Annotated in this window: 24 protein-coding genes; 10 read left to right on the forward strand and 14 right to left on the reverse strand. The window is 73.1% G+C overall.

All coding sequences use genetic code 11. The features are described 5' to 3' along the window. Window positions 1-711: 711 nt before the first annotated feature. From IFT45_RS03810 to IFT45_RS03820, 3 genes are all read left to right on the forward strand, one after another. The gene (locus IFT45_RS03810) at window positions 712-1,074 is read left to right on the forward strand and encodes a M23 family metallopeptidase (RefSeq protein WP_056052816.1); all 363 of its coding nucleotides are present in this window, start codon (window positions 712-714) and stop codon (window positions 1,072-1,074) included. Between the two features lie 98 nt (window positions 1,075-1,172). Further along, window positions 1,173-1,703 (forward strand): GNAT family N-acetyltransferase, encoded by a 531-nt coding sequence (locus tag IFT45_RS03815; protein WP_056052819.1) that lies wholly within the window; start codon window positions 1,173-1,175, stop codon window positions 1,701-1,703. Window positions 1,704-1,713: 10 nt separating this feature from the next. After that, window positions 1,714-2,079, forward strand: a complete 366-nt coding sequence (locus IFT45_RS03820) for a hypothetical protein (protein WP_185231666.1) — start codon at window positions 1,714-1,716, stop codon at window positions 2,077-2,079. Here the strand turns inward: IFT45_RS03820 and IFT45_RS03825 are convergent. The 4 genes from IFT45_RS03825 to IFT45_RS03840 all read right to left on the reverse strand — a co-directional run bounded on the left by IFT45_RS03825 (window position 2,076) and on the right by IFT45_RS03840 (window position 5,964). Continuing rightward, window positions 2,076-2,978 (reverse strand): hypothetical protein, encoded by a 903-nt coding sequence (locus tag IFT45_RS03825; RefSeq protein ID WP_206759060.1) that lies wholly within the window; start codon window positions 2,976-2,978, stop codon window positions 2,076-2,078. The genes IFT45_RS03820 and IFT45_RS03825 overlap by 4 nt on opposite strands. Before the next feature lie 43 nt (window positions 2,979-3,021). After that, complete coding sequence (locus tag IFT45_RS03830) at window positions 3,022-4,005, reverse strand: DNA/RNA non-specific endonuclease (protein ID WP_192126828.1); 984 nt, start codon at window positions 4,003-4,005, stop codon at window positions 3,022-3,024. A gap of 176 nt (window positions 4,006-4,181) precedes the next feature. Next, window positions 4,182-4,826: a PadR family transcriptional regulator gene (locus IFT45_RS03835; protein ID WP_192126830.1), complete on the reverse strand. Its 645-nt coding sequence runs from the start codon at window positions 4,824-4,826 to the stop codon at window positions 4,182-4,184. Between the two features lie 217 nt (window positions 4,827-5,043). After that, the gene (locus tag IFT45_RS03840) at window positions 5,044-5,964 is read right to left on the reverse strand and encodes a CoA ester lyase (RefSeq protein WP_167258361.1); all 921 of its coding nucleotides are present in this window, start codon (window positions 5,962-5,964) and stop codon (window positions 5,044-5,046) included. A gap of 209 nt (window positions 5,965-6,173) precedes the next feature. Here IFT45_RS03840 and IFT45_RS03845 point away from each other — a divergent pair, with 209 nt between their 5' ends. Together IFT45_RS03845 and IFT45_RS03850 are read left to right on the forward strand one after the other, a co-directional pair. Continuing rightward, a complete protein-coding gene (locus IFT45_RS03845; protein WP_192126832.1) occupies window positions 6,174-7,796 on the forward strand; it encodes a hypothetical protein in 1,623 nt (540 codons plus the stop codon). A gap of 46 nt (window positions 7,797-7,842) precedes the next feature. Further along, window positions 7,843-8,565, forward strand: coding sequence for a hypothetical protein (locus IFT45_RS03850; protein ID WP_167258365.1), 723 nt, complete (start codon window positions 7,843-7,845; stop codon window positions 8,563-8,565). 81 nt (window positions 8,566-8,646) lie between these two features. Here IFT45_RS03850 and IFT45_RS03855 read toward each other — a convergent pair whose 3' ends face one another. Both IFT45_RS03855 and IFT45_RS03860 read right to left on the reverse strand, forming a co-directional pair. Beyond that, window positions 8,647-8,799 carry a hypothetical protein gene (locus IFT45_RS03855; RefSeq protein WP_192126834.1) on the reverse strand — a complete coding sequence of 51 codons (153 nt, stop codon included), beginning with the start codon at window positions 8,797-8,799 and terminating at the stop codon, window positions 8,647-8,649. A gap of 44 nt (window positions 8,800-8,843) precedes the next feature. Next, on the reverse strand, window positions 8,844-9,536 hold the full coding sequence (locus tag IFT45_RS03860; protein ID WP_185231680.1) for a hypothetical protein: 693 nt from the start codon (window positions 9,534-9,536) through the stop codon (window positions 8,844-8,846). Between the two features lie 256 nt (window positions 9,537-9,792). Between IFT45_RS03860 and IFT45_RS03865 the strand changes: the two genes are divergently transcribed. After that, complete coding sequence (locus tag IFT45_RS03865; RefSeq protein WP_192045336.1) at window positions 9,793-11,079, forward strand: Nramp family divalent metal transporter; 1,287 nt, start codon at window positions 9,793-9,795, stop codon at window positions 11,077-11,079. Window positions 11,080-11,107: 28 nt separating this feature from the next. Here the strand turns inward: IFT45_RS03865 and IFT45_RS03870 are convergent, their stop codons facing one another. The 3 genes from IFT45_RS03870 to IFT45_RS03880 form a co-directional block, all read right to left on the reverse strand. Continuing rightward, complete coding sequence (locus IFT45_RS03870) at window positions 11,108-12,241, reverse strand: alpha/beta fold hydrolase (RefSeq protein WP_371810868.1); 1,134 nt, start codon at window positions 12,239-12,241, stop codon at window positions 11,108-11,110. Between the two features lie 90 nt (window positions 12,242-12,331). After that, window positions 12,332-12,679, reverse strand: a complete 348-nt coding sequence (locus IFT45_RS03875; protein WP_056052831.1) for a VOC family protein — start codon at window positions 12,677-12,679, stop codon at window positions 12,332-12,334. Between the two features lie 107 nt (window positions 12,680-12,786). After that, window positions 12,787-13,320, reverse strand: a complete 534-nt coding sequence (locus IFT45_RS03880; RefSeq protein ID WP_192126836.1) for a DUF1990 family protein — start codon at window positions 13,318-13,320, stop codon at window positions 12,787-12,789. Between the two features lie 47 nt (window positions 13,321-13,367). On the opposite strand from IFT45_RS03880, the gene IFT45_RS03885 reads away from it, so the two are divergent. Continuing rightward, window positions 13,368-14,009, forward strand: coding sequence for an alpha/beta hydrolase (locus tag IFT45_RS03885; protein WP_192045338.1), 642 nt, complete (start codon window positions 13,368-13,370; stop codon window positions 14,007-14,009). On the opposite strand, the gene IFT45_RS03890 is transcribed toward IFT45_RS03885, so the two are convergent. Together IFT45_RS03890 and IFT45_RS03895 are read right to left on the reverse strand one after the other, a co-directional pair. After that, window positions 13,993-15,294, reverse strand: a complete 1,302-nt coding sequence (locus IFT45_RS03890) for a hypothetical protein (RefSeq protein WP_185231687.1) — start codon at window positions 15,292-15,294, stop codon at window positions 13,993-13,995. The two genes, IFT45_RS03885 and IFT45_RS03890, sit on opposite strands and share 17 nt — an antisense overlap. Then, window positions 15,291-16,076, reverse strand: coding sequence for an ABC transporter ATP-binding protein (locus IFT45_RS03895; RefSeq protein ID WP_244637710.1), 786 nt, complete (start codon window positions 16,074-16,076; stop codon window positions 15,291-15,293). Before IFT45_RS03895 ends, IFT45_RS03890 begins: the two co-directional genes overlap by 4 nt. A 437-nt stretch (window positions 16,077-16,513) precedes the next feature. Between IFT45_RS03895 and IFT45_RS03900 the strand changes: the two genes are divergently transcribed. Beyond that, entirely contained in the window at window positions 16,514-18,592 is a 2,079-nt protein-coding gene (locus IFT45_RS03900) for a hypothetical protein (RefSeq protein WP_206759061.1), read from the forward strand. Between the two features lie 258 nt (window positions 18,593-18,850). On the opposite strand, the gene IFT45_RS03905 is transcribed toward IFT45_RS03900, so the two are convergent. Together IFT45_RS03905 and IFT45_RS03910 are read right to left on the reverse strand one after the other, a co-directional pair. Beyond that, on the reverse strand, window positions 18,851-20,140 hold the full coding sequence (locus tag IFT45_RS03905; RefSeq protein WP_185231693.1) for a M18 family aminopeptidase: 1,290 nt from the start codon (window positions 20,138-20,140) through the stop codon (window positions 18,851-18,853). Window positions 20,141-20,193: 53 nt separating this feature from the next. Further along, window positions 20,194-20,481, reverse strand: coding sequence for a hypothetical protein (locus IFT45_RS03910; protein ID WP_192126840.1), 288 nt, complete (start codon window positions 20,479-20,481; stop codon window positions 20,194-20,196). Between the two features lie 276 nt (window positions 20,482-20,757). Here IFT45_RS03910 and IFT45_RS03915 point away from each other — a divergent pair, with 276 nt between their 5' ends. After that, entirely contained in the window at window positions 20,758-22,035 is a 1,278-nt protein-coding gene (locus IFT45_RS03915; RefSeq protein WP_192126842.1) for an MFS transporter, read from the forward strand. A 46-nt stretch (window positions 22,036-22,081) separates the two neighbouring features. Here the strand turns inward: IFT45_RS03915 and IFT45_RS03920 are convergent, their stop codons facing one another. Next, window positions 22,082-22,678 (reverse strand): TetR/AcrR family transcriptional regulator, encoded by a 597-nt coding sequence (locus tag IFT45_RS03920; RefSeq protein WP_185231697.1) that lies wholly within the window; start codon window positions 22,676-22,678, stop codon window positions 22,082-22,084. A gap of 293 nt (window positions 22,679-22,971) precedes the next feature. Between IFT45_RS03920 and IFT45_RS03925 the strand changes: the two genes are divergently transcribed. Continuing rightward, a complete protein-coding gene (locus IFT45_RS03925) occupies window positions 22,972-25,293 on the forward strand; it encodes a beta-glucosidase (protein ID WP_244637712.1) in 2,322 nt (773 codons plus the stop codon). The last annotated feature ends 23 nt before the right edge of the window (window positions 25,294-25,316 follow it).

Below are 25,316 nucleotides of genomic sequence, written 5' to 3' on the forward strand. Positions count from 1 at the left end.
CGCGCAGGCCGAGGCCGACCGCCTCGGCGCCGCCTTCCAGGCCGCGCAGGAGTCCGTCGACGCCGAGGCCGCCAAGCTCGCCGAGCTCGAGGCCCAGGTCGCCGAGAAGAAGGCCGTCGCCGACGAGAGCCAGAAGCGCGCCGGCCAGGTCGCCGCGCAGCTCGCCCGGACGGGCGGCGGAGACGTCTCGACCCAGCTCGCCGCCGACGCCCAGGGCGCCGACGACCTCCTGTACCGCCTCGGCGCCATGAGCAAGATCACCGAGCAGGCCGAGGGCATCCGTGCCCAGGCCGTCGCCGACCGCAACGTCGTCCAGTCGCTGACCGACCAGGCGGGCGTCGCCAAGAAGGCGCTCGACGGCCTGCGCGACGCCGCCGAGACCTCCATGTCGGAGGCCCAGGCCGCGTCCGACGCCGCCGCCGCGGCCGTCACCGCCCAGCAGGAGAACGAGGGTCGCCTCCAGGCCCAGCTCGCCGCGCTCCAGTCGGAGACCGCGGTCACCGAGCAGCAGTACCAGGCCGGGGTGGAGGCCGAGAAGGCCCGCCTGGCCGCCGAGGAGGCCGCACGTCAGGCCGAGGCCGCGCGTCAGGCCGAGGCCCTCCGCCAGCAGCGCGNTCCCGCCCGGGCACGTCCGCTCCCGCCCCCGCTCCGTCCCCGTCGGGCGGCGCCTGGGTCCGCCCGAGCGGCGGCGGCATCTCGAGCGGCTACGGCATGCGCGTCAACCCCGTCACCGGCATCTACACGAACCACGACGGCATCGACCTCGCCCCGGGCTGCGGATCGCCGATCTACGCGGCGTCGTCCGGCACCGTCGACTACGCCGGCTCGTACGGCGGCTACGGCAACTACGTGCGCATCGCCCACGGTGGCGGCCTCAGCACGGCGTACGGCCACATCGTCAACGGCGGCATCCGGGTCTCGAAGGGCCAGTCGGTCGTCGCCGGCCAGCTGATCGCCCTCGTCGGCTCGACCGGCAACTCGACCGGCTGCCACCTGCACTTCGAGACGCGCGTCTCGGGCGCCTCGACGAACCCGGTGCCCTTCATGGCGGCGCGGGGCGTCAGCCTCCGCTAGCGGGCCTCGGCTCCGATCGAGGGCCTCGGCACCGGCCTGGGGTGCAGAGCAGACCGCGGGCGCGGAGCAGACCCCGGGCGGAGTGGCAAGATCGACAGGTGTCGAACGCTGCCGCCCTGCCCCCCGTCCACCTCGAGCACGTCGACTGGCACGACCCCCGCGCCGTCGAGCTCCGCGCCCGGATGGACGCCGAGATGTCGGCGGTCTACAGCGCGGGCCGCGAGCCCGATCCCGACGACGTCGTGGCCGCGCGGGACGCCGCTCTCCTCGTGCACCCCGAGAAGGTCCGCGCCACCCTCCTCGTGGTGGACCCCGACGGCACGGCCCTCGGCCACGCCGCCCTCTACGACCGGGGCGGCGAGTGGGAGGTCAAGCGCGTCATCGTCGACCGTGAGCAGCGCGGCCGGGGCATCGGGCGCCTCCTGATGGCCGGCGTCGAGGCCGACGCCCGCGCGGCGGGCGCCCCGCGGATGATCCTGCAGACCGGCGACCGCCAGCCCGACGCGGTGGCGCTGTACGAGAAGACCGGCTGGACGGGCATCCCCACCTACGAGCCCTACGTCACGACCATCCCGCAGTCGATCTGCTTCGAGAAGGTGCTCGTCGGGGCGGAGCAGCACGCCGGTTAGGGTGGGCACCGTGATCACGCGACGCGACGCCGCCCTCCGCCTCGACATCCCGCTCGAGATGGCCGCCCGGCACGGCATCCCCGCCCGCCTCACGGTCGACGAGCTGCTCGAGCTCGAGAAGTCGCCGCCGGCCTGGCTGGTGCAGTCCCGCGCGAACCGCACGGGCAAGCCCGTCTGGGTCGACCTGTCGTGCGTCGTCTGCGGCTACCACGAGGCCGCGCGGCCGAAGAAGTGGTGGCCCGAGTGGACGCACCTCAGCTGTGACGACCACCACGCCGACGAGCTGCCGGCCCCGGCCGAGGGCGTCGTCCGCACCGAGGTCGACGGCGTCGGCAGCCGTTTCGTGGCGGTCGTCGACGTCGAGCTGAGCCGCTAGGCGCCGTAGCCGACCGACGCCGGCGGAGCGATGCCCGCGACGACGTGCACGGCCGCCTGCCGGGCGTCGTCGGCGAGGAGCAGTCGCTGCAGGTGCTGGTCGTGCCACCGGGCGAGCTCGCGCGGGGTCACGTCGTCGACGTCGTCGGCGACCGTGTAGCGGAAGGCCGCGACCTCGCCGTCGACGGCGACGGTCCGTCGCTCGCCGAGCTCGGTGCCGTCCGCCGCGTCGACGAAGACCTCACGGCCCGGGTCGTCGGAGGCGGGCAGCACGACGTCGACCCGGGGGTGCGCCGCCCCGGCGGCGGGACCCTCGACCCCCGTGCCGAGCCGCGCCTCGACGAGGCGGGCCGAGTCCCCGACGCGGGCCGACTCCGCGCGGCGGGCCGACTCCGCGGCGGCGGGGCGGGTCTCGTCGTGCCCCGCGGCGACGTCGTCGACGACCCGTCGCACGTCGTCGTCGATGCGGTCGCCCTGCTGCTGCAGCGCCGCGGCGGCGGCGCGCAGCCAGGCCTCGACGGCGCGGGTCTCGTCGGCGGACCACCCCGTGGGCTCGGCCGAGCTGACGGAGAAGTCCGCCGCGTCGATCGACCACTCCCAGGCGAGCAGAGCCCGCGTGAAGGCGGAGGGGGAGGGCAGCACGGCGAGGGTGCCCCGCCGGAGGCCGGGCGCCCAGTGCAGCTCGGGGTCGGTGAACAGGTGCTGCACGGCGGCGGCCTCGGGCAGGGCCGCCGTGGCGGGCACCGCGAACCAGGCCCGGATCGCCCGCCACGACGACGACCGCCGGGGGAGGGCGTCGTGGTCGCGCGGCACGAGCACGGTCAGCGGTCGCCCGCCCTCGTCGCGCCCCGCGGGGTCGCGCTCGGCGGGGTCGAGGTCTTCGGGGTCGAGGTCGGGCACGGAGGTCGATGATGCCACGCGGGGCCCGGAGGCGCGGGGCGGGTCAGAAGGTGAGCTGATCGACCGAGGTGAGCGGCACCCAGCCGGGGCGCAGCCCCTCCGGTGGCTGGACGGTCGGCACGGTCTGCAGGGAGTCGGCCTCGGCGAGCTGCGCGATCTCGAGCCCCGTGAGGGCGGCGATGTCGCGGACGGGCACCTGGAAGGTGCGGTACTCGCCCAGGGGCGGCGGGTCGCCGGCCTCGTGGGCCCGGGCGAAGGCGGCCTCGAGGTCGACGCCGTCGAGCTCGGGCCCCTGGTCGAGCAGGTAGCCCGCGGTGCGGAGCGCGGCACCGCCCCGGGTCGCCCAGGCCGCGATCTTGAAGAAGCTGCGGGGGATGCGCACCCCGCGGTAGGGCGCGTCGTCGTCGAGCAGCACCGGCCCGGTGAAGACGGTCAGGCGATGCCGGTGCACCTGGGCGTACTGCAGCACCTGGTCCTCCAGGCCGAGCCAGAGCTCGGCCGACTGGTTGAAGTCGGCGGCCTGGGGCGCGGCGTTCGTGTACGAGAACGTGTCGCGGTTCGCGCGGGAGGCGACGGCGGGCGAGCCCCAGACCGGGTCGCGTCGGCGGACGAGGTGGCCGCGGTCGAGGTCGTTGCGGGCGTAGACCTCGGGGCCGCACTGCTCGTCGGCGGGCACGCGCTCGTCGAGGTGCCAGTCGTCGCCCCGCTCGAGGTCGATCAGCGAGCCCCCGTCGACGTTGACTGCGGTCAGCGCCGCCAGGCGCCGCGCCGGGTCGAGCAGCACGGTGAAGTGCGCGTAGGGCAGCTCGCGGACGACGCGGCCGCCGGTGTCGGGCAGCGGGACGCCCACGGCGAGGAAGTCGGGGTCGTAGCCCGTGGCCGAGGCAGCCTCGGGCCCGTCCGGGTCGAGGCCGGCGAGGTCGGCGGGGCCGGAGTCGACGGGCCCTGCGGCGTCGCCGGTGCCGGTGCCGATGCCGCCTGCCCCGTCCAGCCCCTCACGTGCGTCCTGGTCGCCTCTGGTCGTCATCCGCGCCTCCTGCCGGTGGGGCCCTCGGCCCCTCGCGGGTCATGGTGCACCCGGCTGCCGACATCCGCCCGGGGGTCGCGGCGCCCGGGCGGACGACGGAGGGGGGGCGGCGCAGCGGCTGCTGCACCGCGCCTCCCCGGGGTGGCGCGTGCCCGGCACCGGCCGGGCCGCCGTCGCTAGTCGGCCAGGATGGCGTACAGGGCGCGACGGGTCTCGTCGAGCTTCGCCGTCGCGGCCGCCCGCTGGGCGTCGGTGACGCCGGTGCGGAACTGCTGGACCGCGCCGAAGAGCTTGCCGAGGCTCTCGCGGAACTCGTCCGAGCCCTCGGCGTCGCCGGCCGTGGCGGCCCAGGCGGCCTCGATGGCGTCGGCCTGCTCCGCGACGTACGCACGGCCGGACTCGGTCAGCGAGTACTCGCCCTTGGCGTCGGTGGCGGTCTCGACGCCGTCGACGATGAAGCCCTCGTCGACGAGCTGCTGCAGGGTCGGGTACACCGAGCCGGGGCTCGGCTTCCAGACGCCGTCGGTGCGCTCGGCGATGGCCTTGATCAGGCCGTAGCCGTTCGACGGGGCGTCGGCCAGGAGCGACAGGATCGCGAGGCGGACGTCGCCGCGGCGGGCGCGCCCCCGGCCGCCGCGGTGCGGGCCGCCGGGGCCGGGGAAGCCCGGACCGCCGAGGCCGGGGAACCCGAAGCCGGGGAAGCCCGGCCCGGGGCGGCCGGAGCGGCCGAAGGGGCGGCCGAAGCGCGCTCCGCCCGCGAGCGGGTCGTGCGAGCGGCGGTCGTGGTCGTGGTGCTGGTCGTTCTCGTGGTGCTGTGCCATGGGGCACGTCCTTCCGGTCAGGGGTCTCGACCGGGCGGAGGCCGCGGGCGGTGTCGCCGGGCGGATCGGGGTCGAGTGTCGCGGACCATTCCGCGATGTGTCGAAGATATGTCGCTGACAGTCGTTCGTCAACCCCTGACGACACATCCACAGCCCGGAGGGCGAGGGAGGCGCGCCCCCGGTGCGGGGACGCGCCTCCTCGGGTGCTGCGCCGGGCTCAGCTCGCGGGGGCGACGCCGAAGGCGGTGGCGAGCTTCTCGATCTTCTGCGCCCGGCCGAGGCGGGGCAGGTCGCTGCCGTCGCGGATGACCCGGCCACGGCCCTCGAAGTCGGCGAGGAAGTCCTGGGCCCAGGCGACGTCGGAGGGCGTCGGGCTGATGACCTCGTTGATCACCGGGAGCTGCTCGACGTCGAGGCAGAGCTTGCCGGTGAGGCCGAGCGCGACCGCGACGCCCGCCTGCTCGCGCAGCACCGGGTGGCTGCTGCCGACGGTCGGGCCGTCGATGGGGCCGGGCAGGCCGCCGATGCGGCTCGCGACCACGAGGCGCGAGCGCGGGTACGCCATGGCGAGGTCGTCGGCGCTGGTGCCGGTGTCGCGGCGGTAGTCCCCGCTGCCGAAGGCGAGGCGGAAGGCGCCGCGGGCCTTGGCGATCGACGGGCTCTCCTCGATGCCGAGGGCCGACTCGACCAGTGCGAGCACCCGCACCGCGCCTCCCAGCCGGTCGAAGGTCTCGGTGACGTGCTCGGGCGCCTCCGTCTTGGCGAGCATGACGCCCTGCAGGCCGGGCAGGCCGAGGAGGGCGTCGACGTCGTCCGACCAGAAGTCGGTGGAGCGGTCGTTGATGCGCACCCAGGCCTCGCCGCCGTCGCGGAGCCAGGCGACGACGTCGTCGCGGGCGGCGGGCTTGCGGGCGGGGTCGACGGCGTCCTCGATGTCGAGCACCATCTGGTCGGCCCGCGACGCCGCCGCGGGGGTGAACCGGTCGGGCGCCGTGCCGGGCACGAGCAGCCAGCTGCGGGCGATGTCGGCCGGGGGCTTCGGGCGACGTCGCCCGTCGGGGCGGGAGGACGGCTCGCCGCCGGGGGTCGGTGCTGCGGTCGCGGCGTCTGCGGGCGCGGTGTCTGCGGTCTCGGTCATGGGACGTCCTCGTCTCGGTCGGCGGCCGGTGGTCGCGTCAGGCGGTCGCCCCCACGGTACCGGTCCGCCCCCCGAGGGCGGGGCGTCCCGGCTTCTGGGAGGAGACGGGCGTACCGTTCAGCGAGATCACAGGCGTCCGACGCCCGCACCCCCGCGACGTCGTCGATGCCGGCACCTGAGCACGAGTCCCCGAACACGAGGAGCGCACCATGACCGACGAACGATCCCCCCGGGCCGACGGCACCGACGACCACGCCGAGGGACGCGTCGACGAGGGCCGCCCCGAGGCCGGGGCCCCCGCCGTCGACTTCGGCGGCCCGGCCGAGCCGGCCCGCGACCCCGCCGACGACCAGCACGGCGAGCAGCACGGCGAGCACGCGTCGGCCCCCGCCGTCGACTTCGGCGGCCCCGCCGAGCCCGCCCGCGACCCCGTCGACCACGAGCACGACGGCTCCGACTCCGCGACGCGCGCCCTGCCGGTCACCGGTGACGAGCCCGGCCGCCACGACGACGACGTCGAGCCGCGGGGCGAGCTCTTCCCGCCCGCCGCGTCGCTCGCCGACGACCAGGCGACCCCGACGACCGCCGACGGCTCCGTCGCGGCCGCCGAGGTGCCGGGAGGCGACCAGGGTCGCCGCGTCGACGCCGGCGACGGCCGCGGAACGACCATCGACGGCGACGCGAGCGTCGACCCCGAGCGGATCGAGGCCGAGCGCCGTGACGGTGTCGACCGCGACGGCGAGACGGAGGTCATCGCACCGCTGAGCAGCGACGATCGCGACCACGACGCTCGCCACGACGCCGACGGCGACGCCGACCGCCGCGACGACGCCGACCGCCGCGACGACGCGACCGTCCCCCCGGTCGTGGCCCCCGTCGCCCCCGGCGCGCGCGCCTGGTCGGCCGGGTCGTCCTCCGACGACGACGGCCCGCGTCGTCCGCTCCACGACGACGAGGCTCTCCGTGCCGCCGAGGCCGCCCGCGCCGAGCCCGTCCGCGACTCCTCCGAGCGCGACGGCGACCGCGACGCCGACCGCGACCGCGACTCCCGCGACGGCGCCGTGGCCGTGGGTGCCGGTGCCGCCGCGGCGGGCGCCGGTGCCGCCGCCGCCCACGCCCGCTCCGACGACGGCCGGATCGGCGACGCCCGCACGACCCCCGCCCCCGCGGCGGGCCGCACCCCGACCGGAGCGGTCGAGCGCGACCGCACCGGCGGCTACCCGACCACCGACGACGGCGACATCGACCGCGTCGGCCTCCGCCGCGACCTCCTCGCCGAGCAGAAGGAGGAGTTCGGCGGCATGCGCTTCGGCGCCGGCCTGCTGGGCTGGTTCGCCGCGACCGGCCTCGGCGTGGTGCTGTTCTCGATCCTCGCGTCCATCACGGCGGCCGTCGTCGTCGGCTCGTCGCCCAGCGCCTCGCCGCTGGCGCTGCAGCAGACGCTCGCCGACCAGGGCCCGGTGCTCTCGCTCGTCGTCGGCATCGGCGTGCTCGTCATCGTCTTCGTCGGCTACCTCGTCGGCGGCTACACGGCCTCTCGCGTGGCCCGCTTCTCGGGTCTCAAGCAGGGGCTCGCGACCTGGCTCTGGGGGCTCGTCATCACGATCGTCACCTCGGTCGTCGTCGGCGTCGTCGCCGTCCAGGCGGGCGACCAGAGCTCTCCGAACTCCATGGTGCCGACGGTCGACGACCTGACCTCGATGTCGGTCGAGAGCCTGATCTTCCTCGGCCTGGTGCTCGTCCTCAGCCTCCTGGGTGCGCTCCTCGGCGGCGTCCTCGGGCAGCGCTGGCACCGCCGCGTCGACCGCTTCATCCCCGAGCACCAGGTCTGACCGACCGGTGCCCCGCACGACCCCACCACAGAGACAAGGAACCACCATGCGCCACCTCGACCGCTCCTCCCTCGTCCGGACGACGCTCGGCGTCGTCGCCGCTGGCGCTCTGGCGTTCACGCTCGTCGCGTGCTCGTCGACCTCCGACTCGGAGAGCAACAACACGGCCCCGACCCACCCCGTCAACGAGCCCGACGAGCGCGAGGGCTCGTCGGTCGCCGAGACCCCGGCCGCGAGCGTGCCGAGCCTCGCGGGCGGCGTCGACACGCAGGTCGCCGTCGACGCGTCGTTCGTCGACGCGCTCGGCACGCTGGGCCTCACGCCCGGCGTCGTCGGCACGGCGACCTTCACCGGCGGCACGTTCTCGTTCCCGATCACGGGCGGCAACGTCGACTACTACGGCCCCGACAGCGAGGTGCGCCCGTACGTGCAGGGCTTCATCGAGCACGACGGCTCGGGCCTCAGCCTCACCGCGGCCGACGGCACCGTCGTCGAGCTGACGGACTTCGACATCGACCCCGGCGAGTCGAAGCTCTACGGCGACGTGACGGTAGACGGCACGGTCGCGGCCGAGCACGCGTACCTGTTCAACCTCTGGGGCGGCACGCTCGAGCCGCTCCGCACCGAGGGCTCGAACGCCGTGCTCGAGGGCACGACGGTGCACGTCAGCCCGGCCGCCGCCTCGCTGCTCAACGAGACCTTCGGCACCGAGGCCGTCGAGGACGAGATGCTCGTCGGCGTCGCCACGATCACGGTCGCCACGCAGTAGCCCCGACCCCTCTGCCACGCCGAGACCGCCCGCTCCCTCTTCGGGGGCGGGCGGTCTCGGTGTAGCGGTGGCCTGGTCCGCTCACCGTCGGTGACGGCGGCGACCGATCGTGACGACGGCGGTGACCAGCGCCGAGGCGAGGAGTGCACCCGTGGCTCCCCAGCCGAGGGGACCCCAGTGGAAGATGGTCGTGAGAGCGAGGGACAGTGCGGCCAGCCCTGACTGGATGCTCACGACGAACCTGGCTGGGACGCGGGCCCGCTGCCGCGTCGCCTCGGTCATCCGCGTGCCCACGCGATGCAGAAGCTGACGGTGCCGCTGAAGCCTGCCGCCGCGGCGCCGAGGCACACGGCGCATCCCACCCCGAGGGTGGCGGCACATGCCACCGAACAGGCGAGGCTGATGCCTGTGACGATCCATGCAGGAACGCCTGCGTTGTTCAGGCACTGCACGAAGCGGTCCCACTTGGCCCCCTTCGCCTGCTTGACAGGTGCCGATGAGTCGCTGACCACCTCGTCGACGATCTTGGTGCCGTTCACCCAAGTCTCGACACGACCTGACGTGTCCGACCGCTCCGTCAGCACCACCTCCATGACGACGGGGTCCTCGCCGGGAGCGAACTGTGCCGTCACTGCCGATTCTGGCCTCAGGCCGCCTGCGGGGGAGAAGGGAAGGCGGACGACGACGTTCCCCGCACCGAGATCCCATCCGATGGCTCCCGGCACGTCGGCTCCGACGCCGCTGCGGGCCGCCAGGACGTCCTGGTTCGCCTCGATGAGGGTCTCCACCGTTCCTGCCGGGAGGGCAGGAGCGTCGGCGAGGGCCGCCATCCCCGATGCGACATCGGCGACGGCCGGCGTTGTCTCTCGAGGGGGCGTAGCAGCGGCTGACGTGACGCTGACGGGAAGGATCAGGCTGCCGATGGTCGTGAGCGAGACCACCGCGATCTTCGTTGAACTCCTGATGTTCATGTCATCTCCGTTCTTGTCTGGTCAGACCGTTCTACATTGACATTCTGATGTTCTGCAACCCTCGCGCATCCACGAGGAGACCTGGTCTTGAGGGCTCGATCTTCGGTCTCGGCCCATCGGGTCGGGTGGCCGATGAATGGTCGCGCTCGACTTCTGTTCGCCTCATCGCGGACGGCCATAGTTCGCAGGGGTCGTATCCCGCAACCCCTGTGAACAAAGAAGTTCGGCTACCCGAAACCTGTGTAGGGTCGAGCGCATGCCGACGATCGACGCCCGCCGCCGTGACGACGACGCCCCCGGGGAGGCGCGGGTCGACCAGCCCGCCGCGGTCGCGCTCCCGAGGCCCCGCGGAACCCTGCTCGGCCCCGCGTTCGTCGCGGCCATCGCCTACGTCGACCCCGGCAACGTCGCCGCCAACCTCACCGCCGGCGCGCAGTACCAGTACCTGCTGCTCTGGGTGCTCGTCGCGGCGAACGCGATCGCCGTGCTCGTGCAGTACCTGTCGGCGAAGCTCGGCATCGTCACCGGCCGGTCGCTGCCCGAGGTGCTCGGCGACCGGCTCGGCCGGAAGCGACGGCTCGCCTTCTGGGGCCAGGCCGAGATCGTCGCGGCGGCGACCGACGTCGCCGAGATCATCGGCGGGGCGCTCGCGCTGCAGCTGCTCTTCGGCGTGCCGCTCGTCGTCGGCGGCCTGATCACCGGCGCCGTGTCGCTCGGCCTCCTGATGCTGACGCGCTACCGCCGCGGCCACGTCTTCCAGACGATCGTCATCGCGCTCCTGGCCGTCCTCACGATCGGGTTCTGCGCCGGCCTGCTCTTCTCGCCCCCGTCGGCGGGCGACATGCTCGCCGGCCTCGTGCCGCGGTTCGAGGGCAGCCAGTCGGTGCTGCTCGCCGCGTCGATGCTCGGGGCGACGGTCATGCCGCACGCGGTGTACCTGCACTCCGCGCTCGTGCGCGACCACCACGGCACGGTGACCGAGGGCGCCGACCGCCGTCGCGTGCTCCGGGCCACCCGGTGGGACGTCGTCTTCGCCCTCGTCATCGCCGGCGGCGTGAACATCGCCATGCTCGTGCTGGCCGCGTCGACCCTGCCCGGCCGCACCGGCACCGACACCATCCCCGGCGCCCACGACGCGATCGCCGACGCCCTCGGGCCGGTCGTCGGCGTCCTGTTCGCCGTCGGCCTGCTGGCCTCGGGCCTCGCGTCGACGTCGATCGGCGCGATGGCGGGCGCCGAGATCATGCGCGGCCTGCTGCACGTGCGCCTGCCGCTGTTCGTCCGCCGGGTGGTCACGCTGGTGCCGGCGCTCGTGCTGCTCGCCACGGGCATCAGCCCGACCTGGCTGCTCGTGCTCAGCCAGGTCGTGCTGAGCTTCGGCATCGCGTTCGCGCTGATCCCGCTCGTGATCGCCACGAGCGACGCCCGCCTCATGGGCACGGGCGTCAACGCGAGGGCCACGCGCGTCGCGGCCTGGGCCTGCGCGGTCGTCGTCGTGGCCCTCAACGTCGCGCTCATCTGGCTGACCGTCACGGGCTCGTAGGAGTCGCGCCGCGCCTCCCGCGGGCCGGTCAGCCCCGCTCGGTGCGGCCCTGCCGCGCGTCCCCGTCGTGCTCGGTGCTCCGGGGGTCGGCACCCGGGTCGCCGTCCCCGGCGTGCTCGGCGCCCGAGTCGTGGTCGTGGTCGTGGTCGTGCCGGCGGTCGTGGTCGCGCTCGGCCCGGTCGAAGGCGGCCTGCATCGCCTCGGCGTGGTCGGTCTTCGCCTCGGCGATGCCCGCGTCGTCGCCCCGGGCGATCGCGAGGCCCTCGCGGAGGCTCGCGCCGGCCGCGGCCAGCGACTCGCCGAGGGTGGGCCGGAAGTCACGGCGCTCGTCGCCGTCGCCCGCGTCCACGTACTCGTGCAGCACGCGGCCCTCGTCGCGGTGCACGGGCTTCTCGGCGTGCTCGACGCAGAGGCGGGCTACCTCCTGGGCGTGGGCGTGCATCACGGAGTGCGCGGCCCCCGGCATCTCCCAGAGGCGCGACGAGGGCAGCAGCTCGCCGACGCGCTCCACCCACGCGCGCGGCGCGACGGCGTCGTGCTCGCCGCGGATCACGAGGGTGTCGGCCTGCACGCGGGGCAGGACGTCCTCGATCGGGTAGGTCATCATCTTCGGCAGCACCTGCGAGAACCAGTGCACGCCGCAGGCGAGGTAGGCGCGCAGGGCGAGCACCTTGACCCGGCCGGGCTCGTGCCAGGCGGCCTGGGCGAAGCGCCGGCCCGCCGTCAGCACACGGCGCTCGGCGGGGTTGATCACCGGCCCGATCAGCACGAGGGTCGACAGCTCGGGGCGCCGCGCCGCGAGGTCGGTGACGATCTGCGTGCCCATCGAGTGCCCGACGACGATGGGGTCGGTCAGGCCGAGGTCGTCGATGACGGCGCCGACGAGGTCTGCGAACTGCGAGATCTCGAGGGCCTCGCCCGGGTGGGGCACACCGGCGAACCCGGGCAGGTCGAGGGCGTGCACCGGGCCGAAGCGGTTGAGGTCGGGCGCGAGGCGCTCGAAGTAGTCCGACGAGACGCCGATGCCGGGCACGAGCACGAACGGCCGCTCGCCCGTCGTGCCGATGGTGCTGACGCGGACGTAGAGGTCGCCGCGCTCGACGCGCTGCACGGTGACGTGCGTGCTCGACTCGTCACGGTCGCGCTCCTGGGTGCGGGCCACGCGCCTCCTCGGGGTCGTCACCGCGCCGAGGGCCGACGCGGAGGGACCAGTCTCGCACCGCCCCCGATGACGCCGCTGGGCGTGCTCCGGTCAGTCGACGAGCGTGTAGAGGCTGAGGTGGTTGCCGTCGGGGTCGGGGAAGTCGACCACGTCGAGCACGCCGGGCACGTGGACGACCTCGGGCAGCTCGAGGCCGAGCTCGACCAGCCGGGCCCGCTCGGCGTGGACGTCGTCGACGCCGAGTCGCAGCACCGCCGTCGCGGAGCCGGTCGGGGCCTCCTCGCCGAGCTGCAGCCAGCAGCCGCCGAGGTCGTACTCGACGATGCCCTCGACCGGGTCGAGCTGGGGGCCGTCGACGTCGAGCACCGACTCGTACCAGCACCGGGCCGCGACGAGGTCGCTGACCGAGAGTCCGACGGTGACGCTGCTGATGCGCATGCGGCGAGTCTGGCAGGGGCGGCGGCCGGGGCGCGACACCACGCCAGGCGCGTCCCGTCAGGGGCGTCGCGTCGGAGGCGTTGCGTCGAGGCGTCGCGTCGGGGGCGTCAGGCCGCGAGCACCGGGTCGAGCGCGCGCAGGTTGCGGTGCAGCACCGTGCCGAGCGCCAGCCGCGCGGCCGGCCCGGCCGCGCGCATGAACCAGGCCGCCGGGCGCCAGACGACCCGGATGTCGAGGGTGACGCGCCCGTCGTGGTGCTGGTGCACGAGGTAGCTCTCCCAGCCGCGCTGCGGGTGGCCGACGAGCGCCGCGTGGCCGAAGCCGGCGGTGCGCTCGTCGTCGACGACGGCGAAGACGCGGCACGCCACCCGCGACCGCAGCGGGCCGACCGGGATCGCCCAGACGTTCACGTCGCCGACCCTGGCGCGCTCGGGCACCTGCTCGGGCAGGAAGCCCGAGCCGCGGTGCACCTCGAACCGCAGTACCGCGTCGGCCGCCCGTCGGAAGTCGTCGTCGCCGTGGCCGATCACGCGGCTCGCCGTCGTGAGGCGGAACCCCGGAGGTGCGTGCCGGGTGAGCGTGGGCCGCCCGGTGAACGCGTAGTCGGGTCCGAAGCCGTGCGGGGCGGTCGATGACGTCATGCGACGAGCCTGGCACGCCCGCCTGCACGGTCGGGCAGGATCGTGGCGTGACCGCACCCTCGAGCTACCTCGTCCTGCACGGCTGGCAGAACCGGCGACCGGCCGACCACTGGCAGCACCGGCTCGCCGACGAGCTCGAGGGGCGGGGCCTCGTCGTCCGCTACCCGCAGCTGCCCGACACCGACGAGCCGCGGCTGGCCGAGTGGGAGGCGGTGGTGCGGGCCGAGCTCGCCGCCCTGCCGGAGGGACCGGTGACGGTGGTCTGCCACAGCCTCGCCTGCCTGACCTGGCTGCAGCTGCAGGCCGGCGACGCGCCTCCCCGGGTCGACCGCGTGGCGCTGGTGGCGCCTCCGTCGCCCGAGCTGATCGCGGGGCAGGAGGCCGTCCGGGAGTTCGCCGGGGGAGCCACGTTCGACGGGCGGCGCCTCTCGCTCGGCGCCCGCGGCCGGCCGGGCTCGGCGCCCGCCGACGACGCCGTGGTCGTGGCGGGCGACGACGACCCGTGGCTGCCCCTCGGCCTGGTCGACACGTGGGAGTCGCGGGTCGAGGCCGCCCTCCACGTCGTGCCCCGAGGCGGTCACCTCACCCCCGACTCCGGCTACGGCGACTGGCCCGCCGTGCTCGACTGGGCCCTCGGCGCGGGCGGCGCCGCCTTCGCAGGACGCTCTGCCGTCACGAGCGGCGGCTGAGGGAGCTGCCGATGAGCAGTGCGAGCAGGGCGACCCCGGAGCAGCAGAGGGTGAGGGGGTTCAGGACCACGGCCGTCCCGGTGCCGAGGCCCGACTCGGCCGCGGACAGGAGCGGGACGGCCGACACGGTGATGACAGCGACGGCGCCGAGTGTTCCGAGGCCCCAGATGAGGACTGCCTCGCACGCCGCGATCGCCCAGAGGGTCGTCGGAGTCGCCCCGGCCGCCAGCAGTGTCCGCCCGGTGTCCTGACGGACCGGGGCGGAGAGTCCGAAGAGCAGGGCGCCCGTGATCGCGGCGAGGACCGCGGGGGCCGTGGCGAGACCGATCACGGCAGGCCAGTTGACGGTGGCTCCGGACGGGGTCAGGGACCCGGCGGCGCGCAACGCCTCGTCCCCGGCGAGGAACACGGAGGTGAGTCCTCCAGGCACGGCGACGCCCACCATCGGCACGGAGATGCCCGCACCGTCTCGGCGGAGGGCGACCGCGACCGCGGTCAGCGCCAGGCGTGGAACGGTCCATCGTCCGGCACTCGTCGCGCGAACGACCCCACCGACGACGAGCCGGCCTGCCGACGGGGCGACCCTCGACGCGGCCACCGCCCCGAGGACGAGGACGAGCAGTGACCACGGAACGAGCTCGCCGATCTCGTCGTCCCCGGTCGGACCGGACGGCATCAGGGCGAGGACCAGCGCGACGCCCGACGCCGGGACGGCGGTCGTGACGGCGCGGGTGATGGTCGAACGTCGGGGGCGCGTCGGGAAGCGTCGGGTCGCGTCCATCAACGCGGGACCCGTGGCGAGGGCGACGACGACGGGTGTGCCGATGGTGACGAGCGGGCCCGTCGTGAGGACGAGAGCCCCCCAAGGCGTCGGGAGCGGGCTCCCGATCGCGGCCGCCAGGATCACCGCACCGAGCCCGGCACCGGTGGCCACGGCGGCGACAGCACCAGCCTCAGCCACGATGAGGGCGCGGCCCTGCCACGGGAGGACGCCGAGGCCCACCCAGGCGCGGCGCGTCGGATCGAACTGCGACTGGGTCAGCCGGGACACCGCGGAGAGGCAGGTCGAGCCAGCGACCACCGACATGAGGGCGGCAGGAGTCGTCCACGATCGGACGATGCCGCCGAGCGGAGCGGGCGCGACACCTGCCGACTCGACACCGGTCAAGGACAGCGCCGCGACGACGGCCGTGGCCAGGACGACGGCACCGTAGGCGTACCAGGCCCGCCGACCGGACCCGAGCGCGCGCGAGGAGGCCAGGGCGAGGTGCAGGACGCCGATCACCGGACGCCGTCGATCCGGTGGCTGATCTCGGCGGCCGTCGTCGGGCCCGGACGGGTAGTCACGTGCCCCCTGGTGATCGCCGCGACGGCGTCGAAGCTCGCGGCCAGCTCGAGATCGTGCGTGACCACCACCGTGCCGCAGCCGGCGGCCGAGAGCGCGCGGATGCCGTCGACGACATCGGCTCGGCTGTCGGCGTCGAGACTCGAGGTCGGTTCGTCCAGCACCGCGAACGGCGCTGCCTGGGCCAGCACCCGAGCGAAAGCGACTCTCTGGCGCTCACCGCCGGAGAGCTGATCGGGTCGTCGGTCGGCGAGACGGGCGAGGCCGAGATGGTCGAGGGTCGATCGAGCCGTGGCTCGCGACCTCGGGATGCGGCGGAGATCGAGGGCGACCTGCACGTTGTCGAGGGCGGACAGCGACGGAACGAGGCCGCCGTCCTGCAGGACGATGCCGAAGAGGTCGCGTCGGCGGCGGGCGAGCCGGGAAGGCGACAACGACGTGAGATCGAGGTCGTCGACGAGGACCCGACCCGAGGAGGGGCGCTGGAGGCCCGACAGGCAGCGGAGCAGCGAGCTCTTCCCGCTTCCCGAGGCGCCGACGAGGGCCGTCGTCGACGACCGGGTGACCTCGAGCGAGGGGGCGACCACCACGAGTCGACGTCCGTACCTGATCTCGACGTCCGCCAGCCTCAGCTGATCCACCTGTGTCATGTGCCGTAGGCTACATTCACAGCGAGACATTCTGATATTCCGAGAAAGGGGACGCGGTGGAGATCTTGCCATTCTGCTCACCAAACAGCCCTTTCTATGCAGAGCCGACCGCCTATCGTCCCGATCGCGACCTCGATGTCCCGCTTCCTGTCGATTGGTTAGTCGATGAGGGGACTCACTGGCGGTCTCTTTTTCCAATCGGGTTACCTCCACGGACCCACGGTTGGAAGATCCATCTCAGCTCGACGATCCAGGGTTATCCGAGCGTCCTCGGCGCTGCCGTCCGCATCTGCGTTGACAGCCGGACCCCGTTCAAGTACGTGTCCCGTTGGGATGAAGTACGAGGGGCGCTGTCGAAGAACGCGCAAAGGTCCTCGGCGGGCAAGCTCGTTGTCATCTACCCGCCTGACGACCGCTTGCTCAACCACATCGCCGAAGGGCTCGACGCTGCCCTGAATGGTTTTTCGTCGCCCTACGTCCTAGGTGACGTGCGATTCCGTTCTGGGCCCGTGTACTTCCGGTACGGCGGATTCATGCCGCTCGTCATCCCCGATGCAGACGGGGGAATCTTGGCTCATCCTGACGAATCGAGCACTCTCGTTCCCGACGTCAGGAGCCCTGTCTTCCGTCAGCCTGTCGGTCGCCATCCACCCGTGGTCGAGGAAGCTGTCTCTGCACTGGCAGTCGCAGACGGTCTAGGACCCCTCAACAGGTACGCGTCCATCGAGCCGATCCAGTTCTCAAACGCGGGAGGCGTCTACCTCGCAACCAGTCACGACGGGCTCAAATCCATCCTGAAGGAGGCGAGACCTCATGCGGGACTCGACGCCTCGGGCCTCCTCGCGCCGTCGCGTCTGCGTCAAGAGCACACGAATCTCCTTCGACTACAGAATTCCGGGATCGTACCTGGGGTCCTTGACTTCTTTCAGGTCTCGGGGCACGACTTTCTCGAGATGCAGTACGTCGAGGGTGTGTCTCTCCTCGAGCGGACTTCGCGACTCTGCCCCGGACTAGATCCGACGGGCAGCGCGGACGCTCGGATCTCCTATGCCGTTGAGACTCTCCATCTGCTGCGGCAACTCGTAGATTGCGTGGAGCATCTGCATTCCATGGGTGTCGTCTTCGGAGATCTTCATCCTGGAAATGTCATCGTCACGTCTGGGAACGACGTAGTCCTCATTGATCTCGAGGACGGAAGAGCGCCTGAATCTCGCACGCTGGGGCTGTTCAACGCGATCGGGTACGCCCCACCGGCGGGCTTCACGGCCGCTGAATCGGATTGGTTCTCTCTTTCCCGAGTGGCCATGTCAGCCTTCGAGCCGGCATTCGCGAGAGAGATCTTGTCGCCAGATGTCTGGCCTCAATTGATCGAGCGAGTGGCCGACCTGTACGGGCAAGACGTGGAGGCGTTCATTTCCGAACTCGAAAGCAGGTTTCGCGACCATTCGGCTGTGAGACTGCTTCGTCCTGAGTCACCTCCGAATCTTGCCCAAATCGACGCCACAACAACAGACCGCACGATCGCCCGTGTGATGGCCCGGAGCTTGGCCAGCTTGTCCCGAGAGCACTGCCTCGGCGATCCCCTCGACACGTCGACTCTCCGACGGTTTTCCTACGTCAACGGGACAGCGGGCCTGGCGACAGCTTTGCATCGCTCCCAGGTGGGCGTTCCCGCAGACATGGTCTCTGGTTTGACGACGGCGTACCTTACGTCGGGTGCGGAGCTCGGACTGTTCGACGGACTGGCTGGCATCGCGGCAACTCTGTCCGAGCTCGGACAGCACGAAGCGGCGGACCTGACATGCAAGACCGTCCAGCGCGCCGCGGGACGGGTGCGTTCGGTTGGTCTTGCCCGAGGTCTTGCAGGGATCGCCGTTCAACAAATCGACTACGACCTCGACTTCGCCGTCTACACAGCGCATCGTGCCACGAGACGAAGCCACACAGACCTCGCCCAGGACAGCCTTGGACGAGCTCCGGGCTTGTGGCGCGGTTCGGCCGGACTCGCCTTCGCCCAGGCCCTGGTAGGAAAGGCGGCAGAAGACGCTTACCTCATGGACTCCGCGCTCGAGTCGTTGGCGATGGACCGGCGCCGTCGGCGCGATTCTCGTCCAGGGGTCGCGGGGCTCGGGGAGTGTGATGGTCGGCGCACTTTTCCCTACCTCGAGAACGGCTCCGCGGGATACCTGATCGCCTATTCCGCGCTGCGGCTACACGATCTCATCGACGGTTCATCGGCGTACGAGGACGATGTAGAGGCCTTCATGACGGCTTGCACGTCAGATCTCTACGCTTTCGATGGCCTTCTCCGGGGTAGGGCCGGGATCTTGGCTGGATTACAGAGCGTGAGCCCATGGTTCGACGTGGCCACCTCCATGCGCGAGCAGGCCTCCCACCTGCGTCGAAGCCTCGTGAGCTGGAACGGCGGCACCTTCAGCGTCGGGGATCAGCTCCTCCGTCTTTCGACCGACGTCGGTACGGGCTCAGCTGGGGTTCTGCTGATGTTGCTTTCTCTTGATGAGGGAACCCCCTTGTGGCTTCCCGGCTTGATCAACAGCCGGGTACGACCCCGATATGAGGGGAGGTGAACTAAATGACATCGATCCTCGAATTGCAAGGCCTCGCCGAGCGCACCTCGAACGACACTCTGTCGAGCTCAGCGAGCTTCTTCGGATGTGCCGGGGGGCACCCCAGCAGCAGCATCAGTCTCTGGGCCTGCGCCTAGCGGACGAGCCGGTGGGCCCGGTGGCCCATCGGCTTCACCACGGGGACTGCAGGTCGACCCACGCTCGAGAGGGCGATCAAGCCGTTGAGAACTCTGGGGCACCGACGTGCCGTCCTCGGGGCTAGGCCGCGGCGACCGGGGCGAGGAAGGCCGCCGCGGCGCGGGCGAGGTAGCCCGGGTCGTCGACGCCGCACAGCTCACGGGCGGAGTGCATGCTCAGCAGCGGCACGCCCACGTCGATGGTGCGGACGCCGAGGCGGGTCGCGGTGATCGGCCCGATGGTGGAGCCGCAGGGCACCGCGTTGTTCGAGACGAACTCCTGATAGGGCACGCCGGCCTGCTCGCACGAGCGCGCCCACTCGGCCGCGCCGGGCCCGTCGGTGGCGTAGCGCTGCTTCGCGTTGATCTTCAGCAGGGGGCCGCGGTTGACCACGGGCTGGTTCACGGGGTCGTGGCGCTCGGGGTAGTTCGGGTGCACGGCGTGGCCCGCGTCGGCGGAGAGGCACCACGAGCCGGCGAGGGCGCGGAGCCGGTCGACCTCGGTGCCGCCGAGCCCGGCCGTGACGCGGGTCACGACGTCGGAGAGCATCGGGCCGGCCGCGCCCGAGGGCGTCTCGGAGCCCACCTCCTCGTGGTCGAACGCCGCGAACACGGCGACGTCGGCGAGCTCGACGCCCGACGCCGCGACGTCGAGCAGCGCGACGAGGCCGGCGTGCGTCGAGGTGAGGTTGTCCATGCGGCCCGCGGCGAAGAGGTCGCCCGTGAGGCCGATGACGGCGGGAGGCGCGGTGTCGGCCACCGAGATGTCGTACCCGGCGACGTCGTCGCCGGTCAGCCCGGCGAGCCCCGCGAGGTGACCGAGCACGTCGGCGTCGGCGAGCGGGCCGACCCCGACCACGGGGTCGAGGTGACGCTGCGGGTCGAGCGTGAGGCCGTCGTTGACGCCGCGGTCGAGGTGGACGGCCAGCTGCGGGAAGCGCAGCACCGGCCCGGTGCGGACGAGGTGCACCTCGCCGGTGCGCGTCACGAGCCGGCCCGCGAACTCGAGGTCACGGTCGAGCCACGAGTTGTAGAGCGGTCCGCCGTAGACCTCCACGCCGGCCTGCAGCCAGCCGCGGGTGCCGGTCGTGCTCCTCGGCTTCAGCTTGAAGCCGGGGGAGTCGGTGTGCGCGCCCACGATCCGGTACGGGGTGGTCGCGGTGGCGCCCTCGGGCTGGATCCAGGCGATCACGGCGCCGTCGCGCAGGACGTAGCGGCGGCCCGGCCCCGTCGGCCACTCGGCCCGCTCGTCGAGCCGGTCGAAGCCCGCCGCGTCGAGCCGACGGGCGGCCTCGGCCGCGGCGTGGAAGGAGGAGGGCGAGGCCTGGATGAAGGAGGCGAGGTCGTCGAGGTGCGCGCGCGAGGAGGTCATCCCCACCAGCATGCCACCCGGCCCCGCCCGGCGGGGGTCAGCGCCCGGCGGGGTCAGCGCCCGGCGCTGCCGCCGACCTGGGCGCCGGGCTCGGGGCCGCTCTCGCCGCGGCCGTCCTCGTCGTCGGCGACGAGGCCCGCGGTCGCCTCGCCCGAGTATCCGGCGGGGTCGACGGCGACGTAGTCCTCCTCGCCGGAGGTGGTGCCGCCGAGGGGCGAGACGAGGTCGTCGTCGGCCGTCGTGTCGTCGCCGCTCGCGGGGGAGCCCTGCGGGTCGTCCCGGAACGTCGCGAGGGCCGCCGCCTCGACGGCCTCCTGGTCGTGGTCGCTCTGGTCGCTCATGGGGCGTCCTCTCGTGGTCGTGACCCCCGACCCTAGGCGCGGCCCGCTCCGCCCGCCCGCCTCCCTCGGCGCCCCGCCCCCGTCGACGAGTCAGGAGGGACACGCGCCGCGGGCCGCGACCGACGCCTGCGGCGCGTCCTTCCCCTGAGTCCTCGACGGCGCGAGGCTGCCCGCGCGCCGGCCGACACCTGTCGTCACGAGCTGTTGACACCGGCTCACGCTCGTGTACAGTCACGAACACCTAGTGCAGCTAGGTTTTGACTCGAGGAGGCGTCAATGGCCCTGTCCGGCCCGCGCGGTGAGACCGTGCTCACCCAACCCGTCAGCACGATCCGAGTGGGCAGGGGCTACCTGGCCGCCCTCGGCTTCGCCCAGTTCGGCCTGTTCGTGGCCCTGCTCTCGCCGGTCTTCGTGAGCATGCAGCTCAAGGCCCAGCAGCTCGCGCCCGACAGCCCCGAGACCCTCGTCGGCCAGGTGCTGCCGATCGGCGCCCTCGGCGCCCTGATCGCCAACCCGCTGATCGGTGCCCTGAGCGACCGCACCCGCACCCGCTGGGGCCGTCGTCGCCCCTACCTGGTCGGCGGCGTGGTGCTGCTAACCGTCGCCCTCGGCCTCGTGGCGGCGGCGCCCGACCAGCTCACGCTGACTCTCGCCTGGCTGCTCGCGCAGATCGCCGCCAACGCCGTGCTCGCCACCCTCATCGCGAGCTTTGCCGACAACGTGCCCGAGGTGCAGCGCGGCCGGGCGTCGAGCATCATCGCCCTGGCGCAGAACGTCGCCATCCTCGCCGGCCTCTACCTGGCCGTGTACCTCGTCGGCAACCTCCCGGTGCTGTTCGTCCTGCCGGGCGTGCTGGCCGTCGTCCTGGTGCTCGTCTACGCCGTGGTGGCCCGCGACGAGCTGCCCGCCTACGAGCTCAAGAAGTTCACGGTCGTGAACCTGGTCAGCTCGTTCTGGACCAACCCGATCAAGAACCCCGACTTCGGCCTCGCCTGGTGGTCGCGCTTCCTGATCACGCTCGGCACGTTCATGTTCACGACGTACCGCCTGCTCTACATGGAGCGCCACCTCGGCATCGAGGACGTCGCCGAGGCCACGGCCGCCGTCGCCTTCGGCGTGCTGCTCTACACGATCGCCCTGCTCATCAGCGCGGCGGTCTCGGGCTGGCTGAGCGACCGCACCGGTCGTCGCAAGGTCTTCGTCGCCGGCTCGACCCTCGTCTTCGCGGTCGGCCTCGTGATGCTCGCGCACGCCGAGACGGTCACCGGGTTCTACGTCGCCGAGGTCGTGATGGGCTTCGCCTTCGGCATCTACGCCGCCGTCGACACCGCGCTGATCGTCGACGTGCTGCCCAACGCCGACCGCCCCGGCAAGGACCTCGGCGTCATCAACATCGCCAACGCCCTGCCGCAGTCGCTCGCCCCGGCCCTCGCCCTGGCCCTGCTCGGCATCGGCAGCGCCACGAACGACAACTACGTCGTCATGCTCTGGGGCGCCGGCATCGTGACCGTGATCGGCGCGCTCGTCATCATCCCGATCCGCCGCGTGCGCTGACGCCGCACCCGGGCCCCTGGTCCGCGAGGAGGCGGTGGTCGCCCGGTCAGGCCGGCGCGGCCACCGTCGCGGTGCGGAGGGCCAGCTCCCAGACGAGCCGCACGTGCTCGGCCATGTCGGTGCTCGGGTCGAGCATCCACTGCAGCTGCATGCCGTCGCTGACGGCGACCAGCACCCCGGCGAGCGTCACGGCGTCGACGTCGGGGGCGATCTGCCCGTCGACCTGTCGTCGCTCGATCGCCGTCGTGAAGTCGACGCGCAGCCGGGCGTAGCGCTCGACGAAGTAGTCGCGGGCGGCGTGCCCGGGGTCGCTCGTCGCGGCCGTCGACAGGCTCGCGAAGAGCTGCACGAGCCCGGGGGTCTCGGAGTTGTGCCGGATCACCGCGAGCAGCAGGTCGACGATGTCGTCGAGCTCGGCCCAGCGGGCCGAGTCGGCCTCGTCGCGGGCGCGGAGGATGGCGGTGAAGAGCCCCTCCTTGCTGTCGAAGTAGTGCAGCAGGCCGGCCTGCGTGAGCCCGACCGCGTCGGCCAGCTCCTTCACCGAGGTGGCACGGAACCCGTTGCGGGCCACCACCTCCAGCGCGACCCGCAGGATCTCCTCGCGCTTCGCGATCCCCTTCGCGTACGAACCCCGTTGTGCCATGTGCGCCAGGCTACCCACCCCCCGGCGGCTCGGCCGCCACCGACGCCACGAAAACCCACCGCTGTTCGGTTTTGTCGAGTAGCGTTCCCCCCACGCGGTGCTGCGCCGGCCGCGACCGATCTCCGACCACCACCGGAAGGCCCCTCGTGACCCCCTCCTCCGCCGGCGACGACGCCGTCACCGCCCGCCTCACCGAGCTGCTCGGGCAGCTGTCGCTCGAGCAGGAGGTCCAGCTGCTCACCGGCCGCGACTTCTGGACGAGCTGGCCGATCGAGCAGATCGGCCTCCGTCGCATGCTGTTCTCCGACGGCCCCTCCGGGGTGCGCGGCGAGTTCTGGGACGAGCGCGACCCGTCGCTCAACCTCCCGAGCGGAACGGCGCTCGCCGCCACGTGGGATCTCGAGGTTGCTCGCCGCTACGGCCACGCGTCCGCCGTCGAGGCCCGCCGCAAGGGCGTCGACGTCGTGCTCGGCCCGACCATCAACCTGCACCGCTCCCCGCTCGGCGGCCGCCACTTCGAGGCCTTCAGCGAAGACCCCGTGCTGACCGCCGACCTCGCGGCCGCCTACGTGACGGGCGTGCAGGAGAACGGCGTCGGGGCCACCCCCAAGCACTACGTCGCCAACGACTTCGAGACCGAGCGCTTCACCGCCGACGTCGTCGTCGGCGACCGGGCCCTCCGCGAGCTGTACCTGCTCGCCTTCGAGAAGAGCGTCGTGGAGGCGCGGGCCTGGCTGGTCATGAGCGCCTACAACTCGGTCAACGGCACCACCGCCACCGAGAACGACCTGCTCGAGACGCCGCTCAACAGCGAGTGGGGCTTCGACGGCGTCGTCATCAGCGACTGGACGGCGGTGCGCTCCGTCGACAGCGCCCGCGCCTCCCAGGACCTCGTCATGCCCGGCCCGGTCGGGCCCTGGGGCGACGCGCTGGTCGCCGCCGTGCGTGACGGCTCGGTCGACCGAGCCGACGTCGACCGCAAGGTGCTCCGCCTGCTCCGTCTCGCCGCCCGCGTCGGCGCCCTCGAGGGGTTCGAGGGCACCGACCCCGTGCACGTCGAGGACGGCGTCGCCTTCGCCCGCGAGGCCGAGGCCGCCGGCGCCGTGCTCGTGGCCAACGACGGGCTGCTGCCCGTCGCCCCCGGCAGCGTGCGCCGCATCGCGGTGATCGGCGACAACGCCGACCGGGCCCGCACCCAGGGCGGCGGCAGTGCGACCGTGGTGCCCGAGAGCGTGGTCAGCCCGGTCGAGGGCGTCCGGGCCGCCTTCCCCGACGCGGAGGTGACCTGGTCGGTCGGCGCGGTCGTGCAGGAGGGCGTCGCCGAGCTGCCGCTCGCCGAGCTGACGAACCCGGCGACGGGCGAGCCCGGCGTGCACGTGCGCTTCCTCGACGAGGCCGGCGACGAGATCTTCGCGGAGGAGCGACGGGCCACCGCCCTGGTCTACCTCGGCGGCGACGCACCCGTCGAGTGCCTGCACGAGCTGGAGGTCAGCACCACCTGGACCCCCGCCTCCTCGGGCCGGGTCCGGCTCGGCTTCGCCTCGATCGGCGAGGCCACCTTCGTGGTCGACGGCGAGGAGCTCTTCACCGCCCGCACCGAGGCCGACGGCGACGAGCTGGGCGCGGCGCTGCTCGCCCCGCCGAGCGAGTCGCACCCGCTCGACGTCGAGGCGGGTCGCCCGGTCGAGCTGGTCATCCGCTACCGCCGGGCCGAGACGAGCGGCGAGGCCTTCGCCGGCACCATGATGTTCACCGCCGGGCTCGACGCCGACGACACCGACCCGCAGCAGCTGATCGACGAGGCGGCCGCCGCCGCCGCCGACGCCGACCTGGTCGTGCTCGTGGTGGGCACCAACAGCAAGGTCGAGTCGGAGGGCTTCGACCGCTCGACGCTCGCGCTGCCCGGCCGGCAGGACGACCTCGCCCGCGCCGTGCTCGCCGCGAACCCGCGCACCGTCGCCGTCGTCAACGCCGGTTCGCCGGTCGAGCTGCCCTGGCGCGACGAGGCCGCCGCCGTGCTGCTCACCTGGTTCGGCGGGCAGGAGTACGGCCACGCCCTCGGCGACCTCCTGGTCGGCGACGCGGAGCCCGGCGGCCGCCTGCCCACGACCTGGCCCGCGGCCACGGCCGACGTGCCGGTGCTCGACGTCACGCCGGTCGACGGCACCGTCCGCTACGACGAGGGCATCCACGTCGGCTACCGGGCCTGGCTCCGCGCCGGCGTCGAGCCGGCCTGGCCGTTCGGCCACGGCCTCGGCTACACGAGCTGGCGCCAGTCGCGCCTCGAGGTCTCCGACGCGGTGGCCGAGGGAGGCGCGGTGACCGTCACCGTCCAGGTCGAGAACACGGGCGCCCGCGCGGGCAAGCACGTGGTGCAGGTCTACGCGTCGCGCCCCGACTCGGTCGTGGAGCGCCCCGCGCTCTGGCTGGTGGGCTTCCGGCCCGTCGAGCTCGCGGCGGGCGGGTCGGCCGCGGTGACGGTCGAGGTGCCGGCGCGGGCCTTCGCCGACTGGCGCGACGGCGCGTGGGCGCACGAGCCCGGCGAGTTCACGCTGCACGTCGGCACGTCGGTGGCCGAGCTGCCCCTGACGGCGACGATGGTGCTCACCGCCTGACGCCCGGAGCCCGCCGGGGCGCT

This window comes from Frigoribacterium sp. CFBP 13707, assembly GCF_014842245.1.
Classification (GTDB): Bacteria; Actinomycetota; Actinomycetes; order Actinomycetales; family Microbacteriaceae; genus Frigoribacterium; species Frigoribacterium endophyticum.

Excerpts from the sequence above, each read along its gene's own strand:
- IFT45_RS03905 (WP_185231693.1), bottom strand. The coding sequence starts at position 20,140 with ATGACCTCCTCGCGCGCGCACCTCGACGACCTCGCCTCCTTCATCCAG.
- IFT45_RS03925 (WP_244637712.1), top strand. The coding sequence starts at position 22,972 with ATGCTGTTCTCCGACGGCCCCTCCGGGGTGCGCGGCGAGTTCTGGGAC.
- IFT45_RS03895 (WP_244637710.1), bottom strand. The coding sequence starts at position 16,076 with ATGGCAAGATCTCCACCGCGTCCCCTTTCTCGGAATATCAGAATGTCT.
- IFT45_RS03880 (WP_192126836.1), bottom strand. The coding sequence starts at position 13,320 with ATGACGTCATCGACCGCCCCGCACGGCTTCGGACCCGACTACGCGTTC.
- IFT45_RS03840 (WP_167258361.1), bottom strand. The coding sequence starts at position 5,964 with ATGACCGAGACCGCAGACACCGCGCCCGCAGACGCCGCGACCGCAGCA.
- IFT45_RS03835 (WP_192126830.1), bottom strand. The coding sequence starts at position 4,826 with ATGGCACAGCACCACGAGAACGACCAGCACCACGACCACGACCGCCGC.
- IFT45_RS03875 (WP_056052831.1), bottom strand. The coding sequence starts at position 12,679 with ATGCGCATCAGCAGCGTCACCGTCGGACTCTCGGTCAGCGACCTCGTC.
- IFT45_RS03915 (WP_192126842.1), top strand. The coding sequence starts at position 20,758 with ATGGCCCTGTCCGGCCCGCGCGGTGAGACCGTGCTCACCCAACCCGTC.
- IFT45_RS03860 (WP_185231680.1), bottom strand. The coding sequence starts at position 9,536 with ATGAACATCAGGAGTTCAACGAAGATCGCGGTGGTCTCGCTCACGACC.
- IFT45_RS03850 (WP_167258365.1), top strand. The coding sequence starts at position 7,843 with ATGCGCCACCTCGACCGCTCCTCCCTCGTCCGGACGACGCTCGGCGTC.
- IFT45_RS03910 (WP_192126840.1), bottom strand. The coding sequence starts at position 20,481 with ATGAGCGACCAGAGCGACCACGACCAGGAGGCCGTCGAGGCGGCGGCC.
- IFT45_RS03920 (WP_185231697.1), bottom strand. The coding sequence starts at position 22,678 with ATGGCACAACGGGGTTCGTACGCGAAGGGGATCGCGAAGCGCGAGGAG.
- IFT45_RS03845 (WP_192126832.1), top strand. The coding sequence starts at position 6,174 with ATGACCGACGAACGATCCCCCCGGGCCGACGGCACCGACGACCACGCC.
- IFT45_RS03830 (WP_192126828.1), bottom strand. The coding sequence starts at position 4,005 with ATGACGACCAGAGGCGACCAGGACGCACGTGAGGGGCTGGACGGGGCA.
- IFT45_RS03810 (WP_056052816.1), top strand. The coding sequence starts at position 712 with ATGCGCGTCAACCCCGTCACCGGCATCTACACGAACCACGACGGCATC.
- IFT45_RS03865 (WP_192045336.1), top strand. The coding sequence starts at position 9,793 with ATGCCGACGATCGACGCCCGCCGCCGTGACGACGACGCCCCCGGGGAG.